The organism is Brucella pseudogrignonensis, assembly GCF_031454375.1.
Taxonomy (GTDB): domain Bacteria; phylum Pseudomonadota; class Alphaproteobacteria; order Rhizobiales; family Rhizobiaceae; genus Brucella; species Brucella pseudogrignonensis_A.
On record NZ_JAVDQT010000001.1, the window covers coordinates 1,307,672 to 1,330,154 of the forward strand.

Here is a 22,483-nt window from a genome sequence, read left to right on the forward strand (position 1 = left end):
GGCCCTTGGTCCCTGAAACTTGTCTCTGAATATTTTACACGCGACCCGTCTGTCCACGATGGCGCAGATAGTGATCGGCGATTGCGCAAGCGACCATCGCTTCACCAATCGGCACGGCGCGAATACCCACGCAAGGATCATGACGACCCTTGGTCATCACATCCACTTCCTTGCCCTGCGCATCAATCGACTTGCGCGGCGTGAGGATCGACGATGTCGGCTTCACTGCAAAGCGCGAGACAACCGGCGCACCGGTCGCGATGCCGCCCAAAACACCACCGGCATGATTGGACAGGAATACCGGCTGGCCATCATTGCCGATCCGCATTTCATCGGCATTTTCTTCGCCAGTCAGACGTGCAGCTTCAAAACCGTTGCCGATCTCAACGCCCTTCACGGCATTAATCGACATGAGATAGCTTGCAATGTCCTGATCGAGCTTGCCATAGATTGGCGCACCAATACCGGCAGGAACACCTTCAGCTACGATTTCAATAATCGCGCCAATCGAAGAACCATTCTTGCGGATACCATCGAGATAGTCTGCAAAAACCTCGACCGAACCCGCATCCGGCGTGAAGAACGGATTGTTATCGACCTCATTCCAGTCCCAGCGCGAGCGATCAATGTCATGCACACCCATCGAGACTAGCGCACCACGTACCTGCAAACCCGGAACAACTTTGCGCGCAATGGCACCGGCTGCAACGCGGGCTGCGGTTTCGCGTGCCGAGGAACGACCACCGCCGCGATAATCGCGAATGCCATATTTCACATCATAGGCATAATCGGCATGGCCCGGACGATATTGCCGTGCAATGTCACCATAATCCTTGGAACGCTGATCGGTGTTTTCGATCATCATCGAAATCGGCGTGCCGGTCGTGGTCATGGTCACGCCATCGTCGCCCAGAAGCACACCAGACAACACGCGCACCTGATCCGGCTCGCGGCGCTGTGTCGTGTATTTTGACTGTCCCGGCTTGCGCTTATCGAGATAGGACTGAATTTCGGCCTCGGTAAATGTGATGCCGGGAGGGCAACCATCCACGACACAACCAAGCGCAATACCATGGCTTTCACCCCAGGTTGTTACGCGGAACAGATGACCGAAACTGTTATGAGACATGAGCTAAGCCTGATTACGGAGCGCCTTTTCCGGCAAGATATGGGGCGGTTTTATTGGCCTTTTGAGCAACGGTCAAATTATTGCTGGGCATAGCGCATCAGGATCGCAAAATTTCCATCAGATCATCCACATGCCGCATTCTTTTTGACACATTCCACCAGCTAAAATGCGCCCACAAATGAAGTTGCTTCCCTCGGTTTCAGCTCTTAGTGTTTGCTAAAAAATCCGGGAACAATAGCAAAATGCAATTCGTGTCGAATCAGTCAATGGACGGTCGGGCACCCAAATGGAGGATAGCACCCATGCAGTATATTGTGGGACTGCTCTTTATCATTGCTTCGCTCTTTTCGACTGTCGCAATGGCAGATGATGTCGAAGGCAAGATCACTGGCATCAATCAGGACAAGGAAACAATCACGCTTGATGACGGCAAGACTTACAAGTTGCCGGGCGAGTTTGATTATTCCGCCATTAACAAAGGCATGAAGGTTATCATTCTTTACGATGAATCCGACAATACGCGCTTCATCACAGACATTCAGGAAGCGCCGTAAACCTAGGTCACGGATAGAATTGTGCCCGTGTCGTATTGACGAACGAAATCGACACGGGTTCCGTCCCAATGATAGCTGTAATGCCGTCCCTGAACGGGAATCGGTATAACATTCGGCCAGAAAATTCCGATACAAGAGCCGCCGCGCATCCGCACACTGGGCCATAGAAGCCCATGACTGCCGACAATGCGCAATTCTCTTCCCTCAACATGAGATGCAGCATAATCAACCGGATCAAGAACACCCGGAACCGCGCTCACGTCGTCTAATTCCTTATCCACACTGCCGATAAGCACCCGAAAGTCCGAGGTCCAGCCCGGCTCTTCGCGGGTTGCACGCATGAATTTTTCATGGTGATGAATGGTTTCCGCTACTGCCACGTCTTCGCGATCAGCAGCATAATAAATGCCGTAACTGCCATCGCTGAAACGCCCCGGACGCGTCGTTGAGCAATGCACAAAAGGCGCCATCACATAGGTAGCACCCTGCCCTGCAACACGCCTGTCGGCAGGGACTTTGCCAAGATCACCGATTTCAAACCGAATGCGCGGATTGGTTTTTTCCTCGACCGAGGCCAGTGCCTCCCAGTCGCGCGGGTCGGCAATATCTTCAAACAAGTCAATCGGCGGATGAATGGAGCGGATGATGCGAAATGTCTGCGACCAGTTTACAGCCCGCTTTTGCGCCAGCCCGCTTACCACGCGCCACGCTCCGCATTAAGCCATTCACGAAGTGCTGCGAGATCAGAGATTTCGCCTCGCAACATAAGATCAAGCGCCGAAAGACCGCCGAAAGCGTCATTGGGCTTTCTGATCCATGCATAGCCGCGTGCAGCATCGCGGAACATATAACGCAGCCCTTTATGAATACCCATGAGATGCGCCATGCGCATCCTAAGATCGCGATCAATCCGGCCAATAGTGCCATCTTTCCAGCGCGCCCATGTCCGCGGCGACATATCACCCAACAGCGTGCAAGCTTCTCCATCCGAGAGCTTCCAGACCTTCAACAGATTGACCGTGGTGCGCGCCAAAGCGCCCGCTTCTTCATCGGTAATCGCCTTCGTCAGAGTGCCTGCTGGCGTGATACTGATTGGCTGAAGTTCCATCGCACACCTTCCTTATGGCAGAAAGATAACATAGTTTTGCCAAATGGCAAATCGGGTCATCGCAAAGCACGTCGTTGCTAGACTTTTAGGGGCGAGTCTGTTTGTGTCCGAGAGATGGGGGCCTCCAATAATCCGGTCAGGCCGAGTATTGCATATTGGGGCAAGCATCGATGGATGATCCGATAAAATCACTCGACCGGCCGGGAAACAGATCAGCACAAGCGCGCTATGTATTCTTTGCTGCCCTGACGGGAATATTGACCGGAACTGTCGGATCTTATTTTCATCTCATCATTGATGCGTTGATGACATGGCCGCAAAAGCTCGGCCAATACATCACCGGAACATCGCTTATCGTTGCGGCAGCACTGTTTACAATGTGCTGCACGGTGCTTGCGGCTTTCATTGTTCGTCGTTTTGCGCCCGAAGCTGGCGGCAGTGGCGTTCAGGAAATTGAAGGCGCAATGGAAGGCTTGCGTGAAGTGCGCTGGCGGCGTGTGCTGCCTGTGAAATTTCTCATGGGCATCACATCAATCTCATCCGGCCTCGTTCTGGGGCGCGAAGGCCCAACTATCCACATTGGCGCATCACTTGGTGCTGCCATCACAGATTTTTTCAAAGTCAGCGAAACTGAACGGCGTGGCATTCTGGCGGCTGGTGCGGCTGCGGGTCTCGCCTGCGCTTTTAATGCGCCGCTGGCCGGAGTTCTGTTTATCGTCGAAGAAACCCACAAACAGTTCCCCTATACATTCCGCACCTATATGGGCGTGATCGCGGCTGCACTGCTCGCAACCGTCATGACGCAAATCATCGGCGGCACCGCACCCGATATGTCGATGCCCGAAGTGAAAGCAGCACTGGAACATCTGCCTGCTTTTGTCGTGCTTGGCTGTGTGCTCGGCTTCGTTGGTGTGGCGCTCAATGGTGGCATCATGTGGGCGGTCGACTTTGCAGCGCGTATGCATAATCGCGTACCATATCTGTATCCAGCAATTATCGGGCTCTGCGTAGGCGCTCTGTTTATTGTGCTGCCTTATTCAGTCACCGGCGGCGAGCATATCATTATGGAGCTTGCCCATCAGAAAACCGGACTGGCACTACTGCTTTTGCTGGCTTTTGCGCGTTACTTCACGATGGTCGGAAGTTATTCCACTGGCGTTCCGGGTGGCATTTTTGCGCCGATGCTCACACTAGCGACCTGTATCGGTCTGGCATTTGCTGGCATCATCAGTGTGCTTTTGCCAGATGCCGGCATCATGCCGCTGGCATTTGCGATTGCAGCGATGGGTGGGCTATTTACGGCATCGGTTCGTGCACCAATTGTCGGCGTTGTTCTGACGCTCGAACTCACAGGTGCCTATGGTATGGCAATGCCGCTAATCGCGACATGCCTCACTGCCAATCTCGTTGCACAATGGATTGGTGGTAAACCAATCTATGAACAGCTTCTTGATCGCACGCTGGCACAGGCCGGTATCAAACCGAAAGACAGGCCAGCCGAGTCGCACACGGGGCTGGCTTAAACCCACTCAAGCCTGTTGTTCTCGAATTTCAGTATCTTATCCTGCGGGATCGAGAGATTTGCGGCAGCATGGCCGTCCATATCGCCGTAAAGATAGAACAGCGTGCGAATGCAGCCGCCATGCGTCACGCAGACCGTTGGCCATTCAACCGCTTCGACCCAGCGACCAATGCGCTGTGACAGCCGCATATAGCTTTCGGCTGTCTCGCCCGGTGGTATAAAATTCCACTTGTCCTGGGCACGCGCGTCGAGAAGATCTTCGCGCTCTTTGGCAATGTCTTCCATCATGAAGCCCTGCCAATCGCCGAAATTCACTTCCATCAATTGCGGGTCGGTGCGGAAATCATAAGGATCAAGGCCCATGCGCAGGCGAATGCGCTCCATGGTTTCGCGGGTGCGGCGCAGAGGGCTTGCAACAAAATCGTAACCAGCGCCATCGCCGATCAACGATTTCAGCATATCACCATTTCGATCTGCCTGTGTGCGGCCATGCGCATTGATATCAATATCAAGCTGTCCCTGAATGCGCTGCGCAACATTCCAATCCGTCTCACCATGACGCGAAAAATAGATGATCTCGCGGGCCAAAATCACACCTCTGTCTGCACGTAATTCTATTTTGAATAGCCCCTTCGACGATGAAGAGACAAAGAAAAATCCCGAAAAGTCGGTCAACTTTTCGGGATTTTAGAATGTTCAGATCAGTCTTTGATGACCGAGATGTCCGGCGCGTCAACCGCTTTCATGCCGATGACATGATAGCCGCTGTCGGCGTGGTGGACTTCACCTGTGACCGAACGTGAAAGGTCGGAGAGGAAGTAAAGGCCAACATCGCCCACTTCATCAATCGTAACCGTGCGGCGCAGCGGTGCGTTGTATTCGTTCCACTTGAGAATATAGCGGAAATCACCAATGCCTGAAGCTGCAAGCGTCTTGATCGGGCCTGCCGAAATCGCGTTCACGCGAATCTTCTGCGGTCCAAGATCAACGGCCAGATACTTCACGCTTGCTTCAAGAGCGGCCTTTGCAACGCCCATGACGTTGTAGTTCGGCATAACTTTTTCAGCGCCATAATAGGTCAGCGTGAGAATCGAACCACCATCATTCATCAGCTTTTCCGCACGACGCGAAATCGCAGTTAGCGAATAAACCGAAATCAGCATGGTGTTCTGGAAATTGGCTTCGCTGGTGTCGACATAACGACCAGTCAATTCGTCCTTATCGGAGAAACCAATGGCGTGAACGACGAAGTCAATCTTGCCCCACTTCTTTTCCAATGCTTCAAAAACAGCATCAATGCTTGCACCGTCGGCAACATCGCAATGTCCGGCAACAAAAGCATCCAGTTCTTCGGCCAGCGGCTCGACGCGCTTCTTCAGCGCATCACCCTGATAGGTGAATGCGAGTTCCGCACCAGCTTCACGAGCAGCCTTGGCAATGCCCCAGGCGATAGAACGGTTGTTGGCTACGCCCAGAATCAATCCGCGCTTGCCCTGCAACAAACCTGACTTTGCGGTCATTAAGGGTCCTCATCGAAATATAATCAACTAGATGCCCTATCGCACAGCATTGCACAGGCTTCAAGCAATTGCGCACAAAAAGCCGGGTATTATAAAACCTAAGCGACGGATCGCCGCGCAGTGCAGCGATCCGGTTACAGTTTAACGAGGCTCAATATCAATTATTCGCCTCGGCGTTTCTTTAAAAATTCTTCCAATTCTGCATCGCCACCTTCCGGCAACATGATGCGAACATGAACATAAAGATCGCCATGGCCACCGGCCTTGAGCGGCAGGCCTTTGCCCTTAAGACGCAAAACCTTATCCGAGCTCGACCATGCGGGCACTTTGACTGCAATACGACCGCTCAGCGTTTCGACCTCTGCTTTACCGCCAAGCGCTGCATCTTCAAGTTCAACCGGCAAATCGACATGCACATCGCGGCCTTCAAGCTTGAAACGTGCGCTCGGCTTGAAATGGATCGTCACCAGCGCATCCCCCGGCGTACCGCCGACAACATGCTCGCCCTGACCTTTCAGGCGAATGGTCTGGCCATCTTCAACAAACTGCGGCAGCTTGATTTTCAGGTGTTTGCCATTCGGGAAAACGGCCTCCACCTTGTCAGCACCAGCAGCCTGCTCGAGCGTGATATTGATCGAAGCAGCCAGATCATCGCCTTTGATGGGACCACGCTGACGCGCGCGACCACCGCCGCCGCCAAAAGCGCCACCGAATATATCGTTGAGAATGTCTTCGGCACCGCCGCCGAAACCACCCTGCTGGCCACCGCCACGCTGACGAAAGCCTGCAAACGGATCGCCGCCGCCACCAAATCCAGATTGACCGCCGAAACCACCCTGCCCACCAAAGCCCTGAAAGGCCTGCTTGCCTTCGGCATCGATTTCGCCCCGGTCAAACTGACCGCGTTTGTCTTTATCGCCGACAATCTCATAGGCCTGATTGATTTCGGAAAAGCGCTCCTGCGCCTTTGGATCATTCTGATTCTGATCCGGATGGTATTTCTTGGCCAGCTTGCGGAAAGCCGATTTTATTTCTTCGGGCTTCGCCGTTTTGGCGACGCCCAACACGCTATAGGGATCGCGCATATAGTCCTCATTCGGGAAAATGACTGATTTATCAGCCGTTAGACTCACTTTGCCGTAATATGAGTACTAAGCCAGAAAACTTCCAGATCAATAGCGTAAGGTTTTCTAAAAAGCCTAAAGCGGTGCAAATGAGGTTAATGTCCACTCACCGCCGCGCTGCATACAGGTTTCACCGCGATAGATCGAAACGCCATCGAAAGCTTCGCGCGAGGTTTCGAACTGGCGGCACAGCGTGTCGTTGGATTTTGTCTCGGCGATAGTGGTGATGGCACCCTGACTGCCGGTATCGGGATTAGCCCATGGAACCGGATTCTTACCCCATTGGGTAAAGTTCAGTGCTGACACAATGCTCTTGATTGTAGACTGATCGGAACGCTTGCCATTATCCGTCTCGTCTTTTTCGACGGACTTTATGGAGCCAGTGATGGTCGAAGAATCAGGAACTGCTTTGTCGATACCAACTCCGCCCATCGCACAACCTGCGAGCGAAACCATGACGGCAGCGAGGGCCACATGGCGGATCAGAGCCATGCTTCGATTGCAGGTCACATCATTTTTTTCGCGGCGAGCAAGTCCAGCGGCCAACGGGTCTTCCCTTAAGTACATCCTAAAGATGCAATGAATATGGGGGATATGGAGTTAACAAGCGGTTCGCAGGCAGGGTAAACAAATCACTACCAAAGAACAACGCTCAAAATCTGCTCATCTGCGCAAAACAATAGACAAAATGCGCGATATGGACGAAGTTCGCTTACACACACTTTCATGAAAATATGAAATAGCAGAAAATGACCGACAACAGCGACGACTTCACCCAGAGTTCCGAACCCTTCAAGCTCTTTGCGCAATGGCTGAATGACGCCACCAAAAGCGAAGTGAACGACCCAAACGCTTTGGCGCTGGCCACCGTTGATCGCGACGGCTTGCCAAATGTGCGTATGGTTTTGCTTAAGGATTTCGACGAGCACGGCTTTGTCTTCTACACCAATTACGAAAGCACCAAGGGGCAGGAAATCCTGTCTGCCGAAAAAGCGGCCATGTGCTTTCATTGGAAATCGCTGCGTCGTCAGGTTCGTGTACGCGGCCCTGTTGAGAAGGTTACCGCGGAGGAAGCCGATGCTTATTATGCATCGCGTCCACGTGGCAGCCGCATCGGCGCATGGGCTTCAAAGCAGTCGCGTCCGCTTGAAAGCCGCTTTGCGCTCGAAAAAGCTGTTGCAGAATATACGGCTCGTTATGCGATTGGTGAAATCCCTCGCCCGAAACATTGGTCGGGCTTCCGCATCCGCCCAGTCTCCATCGAGTTCTGGCACGATCGCCCCTTCCGCTTGCATGACCGCGTGTTGTTTACCCGCGACACACCGGAAGGCGACTGGCACAAAGATCGTCTCTATCCATAAATTAAAAAGACCGCTGAAATCAGCGGCCTTTTAGAGCACCGATCTGATTAAATCAGATCGGTGCTCTAAAAGTTTTTTTTGACGCGCATCTTGATCCGAAAACCGCTTCACACTTTTCGGGATGCGCTCTCATTTTATACCATCGGTTTTAATGCGACCCAGAGGCTTCCCAATACGAGGCCTAAGAAAATCAGCCAGCCAACCGTGTTGTTCGACTTAAACAAACGCAGGCACTGATCAGGATTATCGATGTCGAGCACGATGATCTGGCGATAAAGATGAACGCCAGCCGCGAGCAGTCCGGCAAGCGCTGGCATCGGCACCTGTGCAACCGCAAAGGCCGCAGCGAAAAAGCCAATCGCTCCACCATAAAGCACCAGCAGCGCCGTCTTGGTATGTTTACCAAACAGACGCGCCGTCGATCCGACGCCGACCAGCGCATCGTCTTCCTTGTCCTGATGGGCGTAGATCGTGTCATAGCCAATCGTCCAGAGGATCGCGCCAATATAAAGCAATACCGGTGAAAGTGAGAGTGAGCCTTCAACAGCCGCCCAGCCCATCAGCGCGCCCCATGAAAAGGCAAGGCCAAGCACCAGCTGCGGCAGGTTCGTGATGCGCTTCATGAAAGGATAAGCCGCGACGATCACAAGCGATCCAACGCCAAGGCCAATCGTGAACCAGTTAAATTGCAGCACAACGGCTAGCCCGACCAGAGCCTGCAAGACAATGAATATTTTTGCCTGTTTGCGTGTCACCTGACCGGACGGCAGCGGGCGCGAGCGTGTGCGGTCGACCTTATCGTCAATGTCCTGATCGGCCAGATCATTATAAGTGCAGCCAGCGCCGCGCATCGCGACAGAGCCAACGAAAAACAAAATGAGATGCCAGATGGATGGCACGACAGACCATGCATCATCGCCCGGTTGCGCACCTGCACCTGCTACCAGAGCAGCCGACCACAAGCATGGCCAGAGCAGAAGCTGCCAGCCAATTGGACGATCCCAGCGTGCAAGCTGCGCATAGGGCCACAGCGATGGCGGAAGCACCCGATAGACCCAATGGCCGGATGGCGCATCCTTGACACGTCCGCGGCTTTCGCGTGACTGAACATCCGAAGCGGTGCCCATATCGGGCTTTGACTGCTGCATGACTGCTTGCTTTCCTGAAACTATGCCGGTGCGACCGCTTTTTATCCAAAAATCGCGGCACTGCCCTTGCCCGCGCGTGCGTTGGGCAATAGAGACCCGTATAAACAACGTTTACTGATCTCACGCGCAGGGAGCAAGGCATGAAAGTTCTGTTGATCGGTTCGGGTGGACGCGAACACGCATTGGCATGGAAACTTGCAGCATCCGATAAGCTGACAAAGCTCTATTGCGCGCCGGGCAATCCCGGCATTGCTGAATATGCAGAACTGGTAACGCTCGATGTAACCGATCACGCGGCTGTCATTGTTTTTGCCAAGCAGAATGCGATTGATCTGGTTGTTGTTGGCCCGGAAGCACCACTCGTCGCCGGCCTTGCCGACGATCTGCAGGCTGCGAATATTCGCGTCTTCGGCCCTTCCAAGTTGGCCGCCCAGCTTGAAGGCTCAAAGGGCTTCACCAAAGATCTCTGCGCCCGTTTTGATATTCCGACCGGCGCTTATGGCCGCTTCAACAATGCGCCAAAAGCTAAAGCCTATATTCGCGAAATGGGTGCGCCAATCGTCGTCAAAGCCGACGGACTTGCCGCAGGCAAAGGCGTTGTCGTTGCCATGACGCTTGATGAAGCGCTTGATGCCGTCGATATGTGCTTTGAAGGCGCATTTGGCTCTGCCGGTGCAGAAGTCGTCGTTGAAGAGTTTCTTGAAGGCGAAGAAGCAAGCTTCTTCTGCATTTGCGACGGCAAGACCGCCCTATCGCTCGGCTCAGCACAAGACCATAAGCGTGTCGGCGATGGCGACACCGGACCGAACACCGGCGGCATGGGTGCTTATGCCCCTGCCCCTGTAATGACACCAGAAATTGTTGAGCGCACCATGCGCGAACTGATCGAGCCAACCATGCGCGGCATGGCTGAAATCGGGGCACCATTCTCGGGCGCGCTGTTCCTCGGCCTGATGATCGGCAAGGACGGCCCGAAGCTCATTGAATACAACACCCGCTTTGGTGATCCTGAATGTCAGGTGCTGATGATGCGCCTCGAAACTGATCTGCTCGACCTCATCAATGCAGCCGTTGATGGTAAGCTTGATAAAGTTAAGCTCGAATGGAAAGACCAGCCAGCGCTAACCGTTGTTATGGCTGCGGAAGGCTATCCGGCCAACGTGAAAAAGGGCAGCGTCATTCGCGGCCTCGAGAAGCTCGACGGCATTGATGGCCTGAAAGTCTTCCACGCTGGCACAGCGGAAAAAGACGGCAATCTCATCGCCAATGGTGGCCGCGTCCTTAACGTGACAGCCATTGCTGAAACCGTAGCGGAAGCCCAAAGCAAAGCCTATGACGCTGTAAAGCAAGTGAACTGGCCAGAAGGCTTTTATCGCTCCGACATCGGCTGGCGTGCTGTCGAGCGTGAGCGTTCAGGCGAATAATTTACGCTATATGAACCCGGTTTCTAGCCGCTAAGCAATATGGACGCGATTGCGTCCGGCATTCTTCGCATCATAGAGCGCCGAGTCCGCACGGCGCATCGTCTCATAAAGGCTTTCCTCATCGACCTGTTCAGCGACACCAAAACTCGCAGTCGGCCCCCAATCAGGTGCTTTTTCGGCAAAGCGTAGTTTGCTCAAAGATTCGCGAAGGCTTTGTGCGAGGCTTTCAGCAGCCGCCATATCCGCATCCGGGATGAACACCACGAACTCTTCGCCACCCATACGCGCTGCAACGGCTGCTTTAGGAAGTTGCGTTTTGAGCAACTTGCCAAAAGCCGCGATCACGCGGTCACCGCCATCATGACCATAGGTGTCATTAACGCGTTTAAAGAAATCCAGATCGCTCATAATCACCGAATAGCGAATTCGTGCGCCTTTGCGGGCCAGCACGCGCGAAACATGCCGGTCAAAACCACGGCGATTATAAATCTGGGAAAGCTCGTCCACCTCTGATTGCTCGCTCGCCTCGCCCACCATGTGCGAAACCGTGGTTAAAAGCAGCAACAGACCACGCACGACATGCACGAACACACCAATCGATAGTGATACAATCACGTGCAGCGTATTGGCTGGATCATCAGGTCTGATATCTGCACCCGGACCAGAGATTAAAAAAGCTTTCGAGAAGTAATGAAGACAGGCGACAACAGCGAGTGCCATCATCAGCCTATCAACGAGGCGTGGCATTCCAGAACGATAAATGACGCGGATCATTAAAAGCTGCGCGATACAAAGTGGTACCTGATACAGAAAGCGATGCAGAAACGACGTGCGTGGCAGTTCTGAAATCAGCAAATTGCAAAGCATAGCGGCGACGAAAAAGCCACTTATGAGTTTCCAGTCAATTTTCTGGCGGTAAATACTTTGCAGACCGATAATTGCTGCCAGAAACGCGATCATTGAAAGCGCAAATGAAATAAGAACAAGCAGCCTGGTGTCTATCGCAACTGGAATCCAGTAGCCGAATATCGAGACAAGTGCCGCTGCGATCGCCGCCAGCGTGAACCAGCGTGGGGCAGCATAATTGCGCTCCTGCATAGCCACAAAAGCGAATGTCAGAATGAAAACGCACGATACCGTAAGATTAACAGTGAGAAAATACGGGACGAGCGTCATATATCAGCACCTTTCAACATACCCACCGTTTAAAAGCATGCGAAGAAAATTTCATTAAGAACGAGGCTATTCTTTACAGGAAAAACATCAGCCATGCAGCATTTAGACATAAGGCACATCTAAAAAACTACCTTTGTATTACGTTAATCAGTATTATTTGGATCCCTATAATTTTTACTTATCCTAGTAATTTTCTCGATTTTAGAAAAGCGCCTTGTAAAAGTGCGATTTGCCGCATATATAGGTGTCATCGATTTTGTTTTCGAATGTTGCGGCGTGCTTTTCGCCACCCGGTACTTCTTTCAAACTCGTAAAATTCGGCGATGGGTTTTGGCCCATTATATTTCAACCGTGCGATTTGAAAGGAATTCAACATGGCAAACGGAACAGTAAAATTCTTCAACACAACCAAGGGCTTCGGCTTCATTCAGCCTGATGACGGCGGCGTAGACGTGTTCGTTCACATCTCGGCTGTTGAGCGTTCGGGCCTCAGCACCCTCAATGAAGGCCAGAAGGTCAGCTTTGAAGTTGTTGCAGACCGTCGTTCGGGCAAGAATGCAGCAGAAAACCTGCGCGCACTCTAATAATTATTCAAGCGAAGCTATTTGAAGCTTTGCTTGCGTGATTGCGCAAAGAAATTTGTCTCCAATCTTTGACCACGGATGTACTGGCACTGATTGTTGAGACTTATGAAGGTCGGGTCCATGCCCGGCCTTTTTGCTTTTCTAGGGCATGAAAACGTCTAACAAAGCCGCCCCCATTTTTCCGCAACCTGATTGCTCCTTCTGTAGTTCACTATCGCTCTTGCGACCCAACTATAATGAATACAACTTGCTCCAAGAAATATTGACGTTTACGTAATAAGCCGCTAGCACTTAGACACGCCAGCCATAAGGCTGAACGCATCGCTGCCAAAGGGCAGCAATGCGAAGCCTTTTGAGGAGAAGGTTTAGGAGGAAAGATGTATCGCGCGCCGGTTTCTGAAATTTCGCATACGCTGATGAAAGTCGCAGGCCTTGAAAAGGCAATCGCAGACAATCAGTTTCCTGATTTCTCCGCTGATCTGGCAGAAGCTATTCTCGAAGAAGCTGGCAAGTTTGCTGCTGAGCGCGTGGAACCGCTTCGCATAACCGGCGACAAACACGGCGCTAGTGTCAAAGACGGCGTCGTTACAACCGCTCCCGGCTGGAAAGAGCTTTATGCCGACTGGATTGCCGGCGGCTGGAATTCGCTGACTGGCTCGCCTGAATATGGTGGACAGGGTTTGCCAACCATGATGTCGGTGGCCGTTAGCGAAATGTGGAATTCCGGCACACTGGCTTTTGCCATCGCTCCCACACTCACCATGGGCGCGGTCGAAGCGCTGGAAAAACACGCCTCAAAAGAACTCAAAGACATCTATCTTGAAAAGCTCATCTCCGGTGAATGGATGGGCACCATGAACCTGACCGAGCCTCAGGCCGGTTCTGATGTCGGCGCATTGCGCACCCGCGCGGAGCGCAACGATGATGGCTCCTATCGCATCTTTGGTCAAAAGATTTTCATAACTTATGGCGAACACGACCTGACCGAAAACATCGTTCACCTCGTGCTAGCTCGCCTGCCCGATGCGCCTGCTGGCACCAAGGGCATATCACTCTTCCTCGTGCCAAAATTTCTCGTCAATGACGATGGTTCGCTCGGCCGTCGCAATGATCTCTTCTGCTCTGGCCTTGAACACAAGATGGGTATTCACGCCTCCCCAACCTGCACCATGATTTATGGCGATGGCTTTATGAAAGGCGAGGAAACAGGCGCAGTCGGTTATTTAATCGGAGAAGAAAATCGCGGTTTGGCTTGTATGTTCACCATGATGAATAATGCCCGTCTGCTAGTCGGCATTCAGGGCGTAGGCGTCGCAGAAGCCGCCTATCAGCAAGCGTTGAACTATGCAAAGGAACGCAAACAGGGACGCGCCCTTGGTGCTAATCCAAAGGCGGGCATGAGCCCGATCATCGAGCATCCCGATGTGCAGCGTATGCTGCTCACCATGAAAGCGCTCACACAGGTCGCCCGTGCAATCACCTATTCCTGCGCCCATGCGATTGATATGAGCCATGCAACGGAAGGTTCAGACGCGCAATTCTGGTCAGATCGCGCAGGGTTGCTCACACCTTTAGCTAAAAGCTTTGCGACTGACGTCGGCGTGGATGTTGCTTCGCTTGGCGTACAGATCCATGGTGGCATGGGCTTCATTGAGGAAACAGGCGCTGCACAATTGCTGCGCGATGCCCGCATTACCCCGATCTACGAAGGTACAAACGGAATTCAGGCTATCGACCTTGTGCTGCGCAAATTGCCGCTCGGCAATGGTGAGCATATTCAAGGCTTCTTTGCCGAATTGCAGGACGAGGCTGAGAAGGCCACGGCCTCGAACCGCCCTGAACTAGGCGAAACCGGCCCGCGCCTTTCAACAGCAATCAATGAAGTGCGCGAAGCAACTGACTGGCTGCAAAAGGCGGCAGCCGAAGGCCGTACAGAGGAAGCACTAGCAGGAGCTACGCCTTACCAGCGACTGCTGTCACTGACCGCTGGCGGCGCATATCTGGCGCGAGCAGCACTCACAAGCGATGATACAGGCCGCGCTGCTCTTTGCCGCTTCTTTGCAGAAAACATGCTAGCCGAAGTCGCTGCTCTGAAAGACACCGTCATCACCGGCTCATCGAGCCTCGCCGCTGCAAAATCAGCACTGGAGGCGTGACAATGGGCGAACATATTCTGATCGAACGTCAGGGTGCTGTGCAGATCATCCGGTTGAACCGGGCTGACAAGAAAAACGCTATCACCCGCGCCATGTATGCCACAATGGCCAAAGCGCTCATCGATGGTGACGCCGATGATGCCGTGCGGGTGCATGTGTTTCTCGGGGTGCCGGGAGCATTTTCATCTGGCAATGATATGCAGGATTTCATGGCTGCTGCATCCGGCGGCAGTCTTGGCCAGGAGATTCTGGATTTTCTAAATGCGCTCTCAAGTGCGAAAAAGCCGATTGTCTCCGGCGTCGATGGCTTGGCGATTGGTATTGGCACGACGATACACCTCCATTGCGACCTCACATTTGCTACCAGCCACGCGCTTTTTCGCACACCGTTTGTTGATCTCGGCCTTGTGCCGGAAGCAGCCTCCAGCCTGCTCGCTCCACCGCTCATGGGCCATCAGAAGGCATTTGCACTTTTGGCCCTCGGCCATGGCTTCGATGCACAGGCAGCGCTTGAGGCTGGCATTGTGTATAAGATCGTCGAAAGCAGCGGCCTCGAAACAGAAGTATTGAAGGCCGCAGACGAAATCGCGTCTAAGCCACCACAGGCCATGCAGATCGCACGCAGCCTGATGCGGATGCCTGCTGAACCTGTCGTTGACCGCATTCAACGCGAAGCCAAGCATTTTGCCGAACGGCTAACTTCGGATGAAGCGCGGGAGGCCGTAATGGCATTTCTCAGCCGGAAAAAGTAATCAAAAAAATACCCGGATGGGGATACCATCCGGGTGGCTTTGTTGGAGGTCAGCCAATTTGTTGCTCCGACATCGTGGCCTTTAATATCTGGAAAGGTCCTTCATCTTTCCAGACAACCACCAAGCGGCGCGTTATTCCTTAGATAATATAGAAATCAGACGAGAACATGTTCACACGCGAATGTGATCTTTTGTTAGTTTCTTGCAATAATCTCACGACCTTCGATCACCATGCGCACACCCAGCGAACCAGTCTTGCGACGTGCGAGGAACCGAGGACGGCGGCGGCGTGGCTCCTGCCCCTGACGGCGCGCTTGCGGCTCAGCGGTGCGGACCGGGCCAGTGCTTTCGTAAAGCGGGCGCGCAACGCCATCTTCTTCGACCAGCATCATCGGCAGGTTGAAGGTCGCAGCCCATGCGCGCCAGTCAGCGGCAACATCGGTCAGATCATGCGCCACCAGCAGCGGCACCGAAAGCTGCGGGTCTTCATGCATCAGTTCGAGTGTTACGGTGATTTCGCCGTACTCGTCTTCAACAGCGCGGGCAACGACACCGACAAATGCGTTGATCGGCAGCGCAATCGACATCGGCAAACCGCTCGAAGGCAGGATCTGGCGCATAACCGCACCACGTTCGCTGATCGTGAAAGTTACGTCTGCATCACAATCTTCAGCCGGGTAAGTCACGACCTGCGGAAGGTGAAACGGATCAAGCCGAAGTTCCTGACCTGCCCATTCTGGCTTCTTCTGTCCGCTGCTCATCATTTTCGACGCCTCTGTCTATCTCTGCCTGTTTTTTTGAGAGCCAGTTATTCCGGCTTCTCTTTTGAGCATGTTCGCTCTTGTTGATTTAGAGAATAGGCGATGAATATTACCGAGGCGCTTAACGCGTTAGGTTAACTTTTCCCTGCTTTTTCATTTGGTTACTGCTTTACAACCAGCTGTAAGAACTCAGTAATTCTTGCTAATTTTCGTTTACATAAATGAAAAAGCGGACAGTTGCCTGCCCGCCTCGTTTTCGTCATATTTGCTGAAATTACAGCACTTTACCCGGATTCATGATGCCATTCGGATCGAATGATTTCTTAATATGGCGCATCAATTCGAGGGCTACGTCTTGCTTGAAGAAGGCAAGCTCTTCGCGTTTCAGCACGCCAATACCGTGCTCTGCGGAGATCGATCCGGTATAAGAAGCAACAATTGTGTGAATGCGATGATTTAATTCGTGCCAGCGCGCAAGGAATGCTTCCTTATCGGCACCAATCGGCTGCGACACGTTATAGTGCAGATTGCCATCGCCAATATGACCGAAGCAAACGATACGCGAACCCGGAATCATCTCAAGCGTTGCTGCATTGGCTTCTGCAATGAATTCAGGGATTTTCGCGACAGGCACGGAAATGTCGTGCTTGATCGAGCCGCCTTCCGGCTTCTGCGCCCAGGACATTTCCTCACGCATTTTCCAGAACATCTGCGCCTGCGCGACGCTTTCAGCAATGGCTGCATCCTGAATGATGTCGTTCTCGAAAGCTTCCGTTAGAATAGTTTCAAGCGTCGTGCGGGCATCGTCTTCCGAACGAGATGAGGAAATATCAACCAGCACATACCAGTCATGCGGGCTTTCAAGTGGATCGCGAACGCCATCGACATGAGCAATGGTAAACTCGACGCCGACGCGCGGCATCAGTTCAAAACCAGTCAGCGATGGGCCTGCGTGTTCGGTCGAAAGCTGGAACAGACGCAACACATCTTCTGGGCTGCGCAGACCGGCATAGGCCACGCCCTTGCCCTTTGGCTGAGGGTAAATCTTCAGCACTGCTGCGGTGATAACCCCAAGCGTTCCTTCAGAACCGATGAACAGGTCTTTCAGATCGTAGCCGGTATTGTCTTTCTTTACATAGCGCAGATCGTTGAGGATCTCGCCATTCGGTAGAACCACTTCAAGGCCAAGGCAAAGCTCGCGCATATTGCCATAGGCCAGCACTGCGGTGCCGCCTGCATTGGAGCCAAGATTACCACCAACCTGACACGAACCTTCCGCACCCAGCGACAGCGGGAACAGACGACCAACTTTCTGCGCTTCGTCCTGAAGGTTTTTCAGGATCACACCAGCTTCCACCGTCACCAGATTGCCAACCGGATCAACCGCACGCACCTTATTCATGCGACCAAGCGACAGAACGATGGCAGTATTGCTCTGATCCGGCGTCTGACCGCCAACAAGACCGGTATTGCCACCCTGTGGCACAACCGGCGTTTTGGTTTCATTGGCAAGCTTCATGATTGCCGAAACTTCTTCCGTCGAAGCGGGGCGCAGTACCAGCGGCGATTGCCCCTGATAGAGATCGCGCTGCTCAATCATAAATGGCGCAATATCTTCGGGCGCAGTCAGTGCATTCTTTTCGCCAACAATGGCTGCAAAACGTTCGATCAGGGCAGTGTCGAGCATGTGCTTCTCTTGAATGTTTGGGGAACTAGCGCGGGGCCGCCGCGCGTTTAAGACGATCATTGATGGCCTCACCGAGACCATCAAACGGAATGGGTTCAACGGCGATTGTCACAACACCGGTAGCATCAAGCTTGCGCATGAAGTCAAACAGGTTGCTGGCTGCCTCGCGCAGATCGCCGCTTTCGCTAAGATTAAGAATTTGGATAGCTTGCTCGCTGCCTGCAACGCGCTTGGGGCCAAATGCCAGCAGCGCCTCACCGGGCTTCACGCTCTTAACGTCAAGGCGCATCGCGGCATCCGGCGCATAATGCGATTCCATCATGCCGGGCGCCTGAATGGCTGCATTATGCTCAGCGCGGATCAGCTTCACGCCTAGAAACGCTTCAATCTCTTCCGCAGCCAAACCGCCGGGGCGCAGCAGATGCACGCGCTCGCCATCGACTTTGACGATTGTGGATTCAACACCCACGCCGCACGGACCGGCATCAAGGATCAAGTCGATCTTACCGCCAAGATCGTCGGCTACAGCCTGCGCGCTTGTCGGGCTGATACGACCCGATGTATTGGCGCTTGGTGCTGCCACAGGGCTGTCCAGATTCTTTATAACATCACGCACCTGACCATTCGGCATGCGGATGGCGAGCGTATCAAGCCCCGCCGTTACCAGCGGATGGATCGGGCGTGGCGTGCCTTGCTTTGCTTTAAGCGGCAGAACAATCGTCAGTGGTCCCGGCCAGAATTTCTCTGCAAGCCTGCGCGAAATAGCATCAAACGTCACGTAACGCTCGGCCATGGCGACACTATCGACATGCGCAATAAGCGGATTGAATTGCGGGCGACCTTTAGCGGCGAAAATACCGGCCACGCCTTCGCCATGCGCCGCGTCAGCTGCAAGACCATAGACAGTCTCAGTCGGAATCGCGACAAGGCCACCGCGGGCGAGCACTTCTACCGCGCGTGAAACAGCTTTATCGTCAAATTCCAGAATATCGGCCAAGGTCATTCTCCTGCCGCTGTAGCTACACAACACATGGGCTTAGAGCAAGGGACTCGTATACGTAGTTGATGCAAGATAGGAATGAGTTATGAAAAAGGCCGCCTCAGAGGCGGCCTTTTGATCTTATCCGGCGATTTTCGAGAAATCGGCCACTGTGCTTGTGGCATTGCGGATTTGTTCAAGCAGAGCAAGACGGTTAGCGCGGACATTTTCGTCCTCGTCATTGACCAAGACGCTCTCAAAGAATGTATCGACCGGACCGCGCAGCTTGGCGAGTGCCAGCATTGCACCACCGAAATCTTCGCGGGCAATCGCTTCTTCGGCTTCGGTGGATGCAAGGTTTACAGCCGCATAAAGCGCCTTTTCCTCGTCAAGCTTCAACAGAGCCGCATCGACGCTGCCTGCTACCTTCGTGCCCTTCTTTTCTTCCGCAGCCAAAATATTGGCGGCGCGCTTGGTACCGGCCAGAAGGTTCTTGCCGTCTTCTTCATTGATGAAGACGATCAGAGCTTCCAGACGACGGGCAACCAACAGAAGATTGTCGGCATCCGATGTCAGAACTGCGTCAATCGCGTCGTAGCGTGCGCCTTCTTCCTTCAGATGAACCTTGAAGCGGTCATGCAAGAAGGACAGAAGATCAGCCAGCAATGGCTCAGCATTGGCTTCGGTTTCTGCACGCGTCTTAGTTTCAAGATTACGCAGTGCGTTATCGACGTCCTGTTCGCCGTCCACATCGCCAGACTTTTCAGACACAAGCTTCGCCTCAAACTCGCGCAGCTTACGCTGAACCTGACCTTCTTTGAGCGACGCATAAGCCGAGCGCAGAAGTGGCAAAAGCGGGAACTTCCAATCCTGCGACAGGATCAGGCGGATAACACCCAAAGCCGCACGACGCAGCGCAAACGGGTCTTTCGAGCCAGTTGGCTTTTCGTCAATCGCCCAGAAGCCGACCAGCGTGTCGAGCTTATCAGCGAGTGCCACAGCGACTGAAACCGGGTTCTTCGGCACAAAATCAGACGGACCTTGTGGCTTGTAATGCTCTTCGAGAGCGCCCGCCACAGCTTCGTCTTCACCCTGAAGCAGCGCATATTTGCGACCCATTGCACCCTGAAGCTCAGGGAATTCACCCACAACTTCCGTTGTCAGATCAGCTTTTGCCAGAACTGCTGCACGGGCTGCAAGCTTCGGATCAGCACCGACCAGCGGCGCAATCTGACTTGCAAGCTCACGAATACGCTCAACACGTGCGCCTTGCGTGCCGAGCTTAGCATGGAAAGTCACATTGAGGCTATCGAGGCGCGCCATACGCTGATCAAGCGGCTTTTTCAGATCAAGGCCAAACTTCTCACCCGAAGCTGAAAGCTTGTCGAGATCAGGCAGATCATGCTGATCGGTATTCCAGAAATAGAGCGCATCAGACAGGCGTGCGCGCACGACCTTGCCGTTACCATAAGCGATTTCCGTGCCGCCATCGCGCGCTGCGATGTTCGACACCAGAATGAACTTGTTCGACAGCGCTTCCGTTTCGCCCTGCTTGCGGGTGACGAAGCATTTCTGGTTCACGCGGATGGTCAGCTGAATGACTTCCGGCGGGATCGCGAGGAATTCTTCCTCAAACTCGCCCATCAGCACGACCGGCCATTCGACCAGACCGGAAACTTCTTCCAAAAGCCCTGCATCTTCGACCAGCTCCAGACCGGAAGCGAAAGCAAGATTATGCGCGTCCTGCGAGATGATTTCCTTGCGGCGCTCGGCGTCGAGCACAACGAAAGCCTTTTCAAGCTTATCGACGTAATCCTCGAAACGACGCACTTTGATCGCCTGACCATCGCTCAGGAAACGATGCCCATAGGTGACATTGCCCGACTTGATACCATCAACGTCAAATTCAACGACGACTGTTTCTTCTGTTTCTGGGCCAAAAGTGCACAGGATCGATTGCAGCGGACGCACCCAGCGCAACGCACCCGGCTTGGATGACGCCGCACCCCAGCGCATGGATTTTGGCCATGGGAAATTGCGGATCGTCTGCGGCACGAGTTCCGCGATTATTTCTTCGGCAGCGCGGCCCGGCTTCGTCAGATGGGCAACGTAGAAATCGCCCTTCTTTGGATCGGAATGCACATGCGCCTGAGAAACATCCGAGAGACCAGCCTTGCGCAGGAAGCCTGCAATCGCCTGTTCCGGCGCAGTGACGGATGGACCCTTCACGTCTTCATGCACGTCTTTTGAGCGCACAGTGAGGCCGCGAATGTCGAGCGCCAGGCGGCGCGGGGTCCAATAGGCAGTTGTTGCCTCATAGGTGAGACCTGCTTCCACCAGACCATCGGTGATCATCTTCTTGAAATCACCCGCAGCTTTGCGCTGCATACGGGCCGGGATTTCTTCGGAAAAGAGTTCGAGCAACAAATCAGGCATATTACTCGCCCTCACGCTTGAGATTAAAACCACCGGCATCCGTCAACAGGAACGCTTCGCCGCACTGACGCGCTAGATTGCGCACGCGCAGAATATAGCTCTGACGCTCTGTCACCGAGATCACCCCACGCGCATCCATCAGGTTGAAGACATGCGATGCCTTGATGCACTGGTCGTAAGCTGGAAACACACATTTATGCAGCGAGCCTTCGCCTGTGCTACCTGCCTTCAAAATCGCAGCGCATTCGCGCTCAGCATCAATGAAATGCTGATGCAGGATTTCGGTATTGGCCATTTCGAAATTGTAGCGGGAATATTCCTGCTCAGCTTGCAGGAAAACGTCGCCATAGGTGACTTTTTCGTCGCCCTCGAGACCATTGAAGTTGAGGTCATAAACATTGTCCACGCCCTGCACATACATGGCGAGGCGTTCAAGACCATAGGTCAACTCACCCGCAACCGGCGAGCATTCAATGCCGCAGACTTGCTGGAAATAGGTGAACTGCGACACTTCCATGCCGTCACACCAGCACTCCCAACCAAGACCCCATGCACCAAGCGTCGGGCTTTCCCAGTCGTCTTCCACAAAGCGCACGTCATGTAGCGTCGGATCAAGACCGATGGCGCGCAGCGAACCGAGATAAAGATCCTGAAGGTTCGGCGGCGATGGCTTGATGATCACCTGATACTGATAATAATGCTGCAAACGGTTTGGATTTTCACCATAGCGACCATCTTTCGGACGGCGCGATGGCTGCACATAGGCAGCTTTCCACGGCTTCGGCCCGAGCGAACGCAAGGTAGTTGCCGGGTGGAATGTACCCGCCCCCACTTCCATGTCGTAAGGCTGCAAAATAGCGCAACCGTGTTCCGCCCAATAGTTATGGAGCGTCAGGATCAGACCCTGAAAGGAACGGGTGGGGTGCATATGTGCTGGCAACGTACTGGACACAGGGTCAGGCCTTGTTATTGAAATGATTGGCCCGGTCTAATTTGTCCGCCTGCCACGGTCAAGCATGACATTTGATCGCTGAACGCTCGTAAGCAAACATCGACAAATAG

21 protein-coding genes are annotated in these 22,483 nt (G+C 53.5%); 7 read left to right on the top strand and 14 right to left on the bottom strand.

Annotation, left to right across the window (positions count from 1 at the left end):
* Positions 1 to 34 precede the first annotated feature (34 nt).
* Positions 35 to 1,129: a chorismate synthase gene (aroC, locus tag J2782_RS06620; protein ID WP_310010805.1), complete on the bottom strand. Its 1,095-nt coding sequence runs from the start codon at positions 1,127 to 1,129 to the stop codon at positions 35 to 37.
* A gap of 302 nt (positions 1,130 to 1,431) precedes the next feature.
* On the opposite strand from aroC, the gene J2782_RS06625 reads away from it, so the two are divergent.
* Positions 1,432 to 1,683, top strand: a complete 252-nt coding sequence (locus tag J2782_RS06625) for a DUF1344 domain-containing protein (RefSeq protein ID WP_310010807.1) — start codon at positions 1,432 to 1,434, stop codon at positions 1,681 to 1,683.
* Positions 1,684 to 1,685: 2 nt separating this feature from the next.
* Here the strand turns inward: J2782_RS06625 and J2782_RS06630 are convergent, their stop codons facing one another.
* Both J2782_RS06630 and J2782_RS06635 read right to left on the bottom strand, forming a co-directional pair.
* On the bottom strand, positions 1,686 to 2,384 hold the full coding sequence (locus J2782_RS06630; RefSeq protein ID WP_310010808.1) for an RES family NAD+ phosphorylase: 699 nt from the start codon (positions 2,382 to 2,384) through the stop codon (positions 1,686 to 1,688).
* Positions 2,378 to 2,791: an MbcA/ParS/Xre antitoxin family protein gene (locus J2782_RS06635; protein ID WP_310010810.1), complete on the bottom strand. Its 414-nt coding sequence runs from the start codon at positions 2,789 to 2,791 to the stop codon at positions 2,378 to 2,380. Before J2782_RS06635 ends, J2782_RS06630 begins: the two co-directional genes overlap by 7 nt.
* 170 nt (positions 2,792 to 2,961) lie before the next feature.
* On the opposite strand from J2782_RS06635, the gene clcA reads away from it, so the two are divergent.
* Positions 2,962 to 4,314, top strand: coding sequence for a H(+)/Cl(-) exchange transporter ClcA (clcA, locus tag J2782_RS06640; RefSeq protein ID WP_310010811.1), 1,353 nt, complete (start codon positions 2,962 to 2,964; stop codon positions 4,312 to 4,314).
* On the opposite strand, the gene J2782_RS06645 is transcribed toward clcA, so the two are convergent.
* The 4 genes from J2782_RS06645 to J2782_RS06660 all read right to left on the bottom strand — a co-directional run bounded on the left by J2782_RS06645 (position 4,311) and on the right by J2782_RS06660 (position 7,503).
* On the bottom strand, positions 4,311 to 4,901 hold the full coding sequence (locus tag J2782_RS06645) for a histidine phosphatase family protein (protein ID WP_310010812.1): 591 nt from the start codon (positions 4,899 to 4,901) through the stop codon (positions 4,311 to 4,313). The genes clcA and J2782_RS06645 overlap by 4 nt on opposite strands.
* Before the next feature lie 113 nt (positions 4,902 to 5,014).
* Positions 5,015 to 5,833 carry an enoyl-ACP reductase FabI gene (gene fabI / locus J2782_RS06650; RefSeq protein WP_310010813.1) on the bottom strand — a complete coding sequence of 273 codons (819 nt, stop codon included), beginning with the start codon at positions 5,831 to 5,833 and terminating at the stop codon, positions 5,015 to 5,017.
* 161 nt (positions 5,834 to 5,994) lie between these two features.
* On the bottom strand, positions 5,995 to 6,918 hold the full coding sequence (locus J2782_RS06655; RefSeq protein ID WP_310010814.1) for a DnaJ C-terminal domain-containing protein: 924 nt from the start codon (positions 6,916 to 6,918) through the stop codon (positions 5,995 to 5,997).
* A gap of 114 nt (positions 6,919 to 7,032) precedes the next feature.
* Entirely contained in the window at positions 7,033 to 7,503 is a 471-nt protein-coding gene (locus tag J2782_RS06660) for an RT0821/Lpp0805 family surface protein (protein ID WP_310010815.1), read from the bottom strand.
* Positions 7,504 to 7,706: 203 nt separating this feature from the next.
* Here J2782_RS06660 and pdxH point away from each other — a divergent pair, with 203 nt between their 5' ends.
* The gene (pdxH, locus tag J2782_RS06665) at positions 7,707 to 8,318 is read left to right on the top strand and encodes a pyridoxamine 5'-phosphate oxidase (protein ID WP_310010816.1); all 612 of its coding nucleotides are present in this window, start codon (positions 7,707 to 7,709) and stop codon (positions 8,316 to 8,318) included.
* Between the two features lie 134 nt (positions 8,319 to 8,452).
* Here pdxH and ubiA read toward each other — a convergent pair whose 3' ends face one another.
* Positions 8,453 to 9,445, bottom strand: coding sequence for a 4-hydroxybenzoate octaprenyltransferase (gene ubiA, locus J2782_RS06670; RefSeq protein WP_404989609.1), 993 nt, complete (start codon positions 9,443 to 9,445; stop codon positions 8,453 to 8,455).
* A gap of 161 nt (positions 9,446 to 9,606) precedes the next feature.
* Here ubiA and purD point away from each other — a divergent pair, with 161 nt between their 5' ends.
* Entirely contained in the window at positions 9,607 to 10,890 is a 1,284-nt protein-coding gene (purD, locus tag J2782_RS06675) for a phosphoribosylamine--glycine ligase (protein ID WP_310010819.1), read from the top strand.
* A gap of 30 nt (positions 10,891 to 10,920) precedes the next feature.
* Here purD and J2782_RS06680 read toward each other — a convergent pair whose 3' ends face one another.
* On the bottom strand, positions 10,921 to 12,066 hold the full coding sequence (locus J2782_RS06680) for a GGDEF domain-containing protein (protein ID WP_310010820.1): 1,146 nt from the start codon (positions 12,064 to 12,066) through the stop codon (positions 10,921 to 10,923).
* Between the two features lie 374 nt (positions 12,067 to 12,440).
* Here J2782_RS06680 and J2782_RS06685 point away from each other — a divergent pair, with 374 nt between their 5' ends.
* The 3 genes from J2782_RS06685 to J2782_RS06695 all read left to right on the top strand — a co-directional run bounded on the left by J2782_RS06685 (position 12,441) and on the right by J2782_RS06695 (position 15,558).
* A complete protein-coding gene (locus tag J2782_RS06685; protein ID WP_250040201.1) occupies positions 12,441 to 12,650 on the top strand; it encodes a cold-shock protein in 210 nt (69 codons plus the stop codon).
* A 377-nt stretch (positions 12,651 to 13,027) separates the two neighbouring features.
* Positions 13,028 to 14,806: an acyl-CoA dehydrogenase family protein gene (locus J2782_RS06690; RefSeq protein WP_310010821.1), complete on the top strand. Its 1,779-nt coding sequence runs from the start codon at positions 13,028 to 13,030 to the stop codon at positions 14,804 to 14,806.
* A gap of 2 nt (positions 14,807 to 14,808) precedes the next feature.
* On the top strand, positions 14,809 to 15,558 hold the full coding sequence (locus J2782_RS06695; RefSeq protein WP_310010822.1) for a crotonase/enoyl-CoA hydratase family protein: 750 nt from the start codon (positions 14,809 to 14,811) through the stop codon (positions 15,556 to 15,558).
* Between the two features lie 194 nt (positions 15,559 to 15,752).
* On the opposite strand, the gene J2782_RS06700 is transcribed toward J2782_RS06695, so the two are convergent.
* From J2782_RS06700 to J2782_RS06720, 5 genes are all read right to left on the bottom strand, one after another.
* Positions 15,753 to 16,322, bottom strand: coding sequence for a DUF6101 family protein (locus J2782_RS06700; RefSeq protein WP_250040196.1), 570 nt, complete (start codon positions 16,320 to 16,322; stop codon positions 15,753 to 15,755).
* A 271-nt stretch (positions 16,323 to 16,593) separates the two neighbouring features.
* Positions 16,594 to 18,006, bottom strand: a complete 1,413-nt coding sequence (locus J2782_RS06705) for an FAD-binding oxidoreductase (protein WP_310010823.1) — start codon at positions 18,004 to 18,006, stop codon at positions 16,594 to 16,596.
* Positions 18,007 to 18,031: 25 nt separating this feature from the next.
* On the bottom strand, positions 18,032 to 19,009 hold the full coding sequence (locus tag J2782_RS06710; protein ID WP_404989595.1) for an L-threonylcarbamoyladenylate synthase: 978 nt from the start codon (positions 19,007 to 19,009) through the stop codon (positions 18,032 to 18,034).
* 117 nt (positions 19,010 to 19,126) lie between these two features.
* Positions 19,127 to 21,421, bottom strand: a complete 2,295-nt coding sequence (gene glyS, locus J2782_RS06715; protein WP_310010826.1) for a glycine--tRNA ligase subunit beta — start codon at positions 21,419 to 21,421, stop codon at positions 19,127 to 19,129.
* A gap of 1 nt (position 21,422) precedes the next feature.
* The gene (locus J2782_RS06720; protein WP_310011121.1) at positions 21,423 to 22,349 is read right to left on the bottom strand and encodes a glycine--tRNA ligase subunit alpha; all 927 of its coding nucleotides are present in this window, start codon (positions 22,347 to 22,349) and stop codon (positions 21,423 to 21,425) included.
* Positions 22,350 to 22,483 lie beyond the last annotated feature (134 nt).

Excerpts from the sequence above, each read along its gene's own strand:
- J2782_RS06705 (WP_310010823.1), bottom strand. The coding sequence starts at position 18,006 with ATGCTCGACACTGCCCTGATCGAACGTTTTGCAGCCATTGTTGGCGAA.
- J2782_RS06680 (WP_310010820.1), bottom strand. The coding sequence starts at position 12,066 with ATGACGCTCGTCCCGTATTTTCTCACTGTTAATCTTACGGTATCGTGC.
- pdxH (WP_310010816.1), top strand. The coding sequence starts at position 7,707 with ATGACCGACAACAGCGACGACTTCACCCAGAGTTCCGAACCCTTCAAG.
- J2782_RS06720 (WP_310011121.1), bottom strand. The coding sequence starts at position 22,349 with ATGCACCCCACCCGTTCCTTTCAGGGTCTGATCCTGACGCTCCATAAC.
- J2782_RS06685 (WP_250040201.1), top strand. The coding sequence starts at position 12,441 with ATGGCAAACGGAACAGTAAAATTCTTCAACACAACCAAGGGCTTCGGC.
- J2782_RS06690 (WP_310010821.1), top strand. The coding sequence starts at position 13,028 with ATGTATCGCGCGCCGGTTTCTGAAATTTCGCATACGCTGATGAAAGTC.
- glyS (WP_310010826.1), bottom strand. The coding sequence starts at position 21,421 with ATGCCTGATTTGTTGCTCGAACTCTTTTCCGAAGAAATCCCGGCCCGT.
- J2782_RS06700 (WP_250040196.1), bottom strand. The coding sequence starts at position 16,322 with ATGATGAGCAGCGGACAGAAGAAGCCAGAATGGGCAGGTCAGGAACTT.
- J2782_RS06710 (WP_404989595.1), bottom strand. The coding sequence starts at position 19,009 with ATGACCTTGGCCGATATTCTGGAATTTGACGATAAAGCTGTTTCACGC.
- ubiA (WP_404989609.1), bottom strand. The coding sequence starts at position 9,445 with ATGGGCACCGCTTCGGATGTTCAGTCACGCGAAAGCCGCGGACGTGTC.
- clcA (WP_310010811.1), top strand. The coding sequence starts at position 2,962 with ATGGATGATCCGATAAAATCACTCGACCGGCCGGGAAACAGATCAGCA.
- J2782_RS06635 (WP_310010810.1), bottom strand. The coding sequence starts at position 2,791 with ATGGAACTTCAGCCAATCAGTATCACGCCAGCAGGCACTCTGACGAAG.
- J2782_RS06625 (WP_310010807.1), top strand. The coding sequence starts at position 1,432 with ATGCAGTATATTGTGGGACTGCTCTTTATCATTGCTTCGCTCTTTTCG.
- fabI (WP_310010813.1), bottom strand. The coding sequence starts at position 5,833 with ATGACCGCAAAGTCAGGTTTGTTGCAGGGCAAGCGCGGATTGATTCTG.
- aroC (WP_310010805.1), bottom strand. The coding sequence starts at position 1,129 with ATGTCTCATAACAGTTTCGGTCATCTGTTCCGCGTAACAACCTGGGGT.
- J2782_RS06655 (WP_310010814.1), bottom strand. The coding sequence starts at position 6,918 with ATGCGCGATCCCTATAGCGTGTTGGGCGTCGCCAAAACGGCGAAGCCC.
- purD (WP_310010819.1), top strand. The coding sequence starts at position 9,607 with ATGAAAGTTCTGTTGATCGGTTCGGGTGGACGCGAACACGCATTGGCA.
- J2782_RS06695 (WP_310010822.1), top strand. The coding sequence starts at position 14,809 with ATGGGCGAACATATTCTGATCGAACGTCAGGGTGCTGTGCAGATCATC.